This is a genomic window from Pseudomonas sp. TREG-RG-20F-10-E-6-01, assembly GCF_022662455.1.
In the GTDB taxonomy this organism is placed as follows: Bacteria; Pseudomonadota; Gammaproteobacteria; order Pseudomonadales; family Pseudomonadaceae; genus Aquipseudomonas.
Genome location: NZ_JAKNQP010000049.1, coordinates 1 through 296, shown reverse-complemented (window position 1 = coordinate 296; position 296 = coordinate 1). Strand labels below are relative to the sequence as shown.

At 65.2% G+C, this 296-nt stretch carries 1 protein-coding gene; it reads left to right on the top strand.

Annotated features, from left to right (window positions below; translation table 11 throughout):
- Positions 1–296 (top strand): hypothetical protein (locus tag L8K08_RS30220; protein WP_242201996.1); only part of this gene is annotated, 296 nt, incomplete at both ends.

Sequence of the window (296 nt, the reverse complement as noted above, 5' to 3'; positions counted from 1 at the left end):
AGTGCCGGCGGCAAGCTGCAACATCACTACGACGAACTCGGCAACCTGATCCAGACCCAACTGCCGGACGGGCGCTGGCTCAATCGCCTGTACTACGGCAGCGGCCACCTGCACCAGATCAACCTCGACGGCCAGGTCATCAGCGACTTCGAACGCGACCGCCTGCACCGAGAAGTGCTGCGCACCCAAGGCCAGCTCAGCACCCGCAGCGAATACGACCGCAGCGGCCGCCTGCGCTCACGCCAACGCCGCCTTAACAGCCAGCCATCGCTGATGCCTGCGGCGACGCAAAAGCA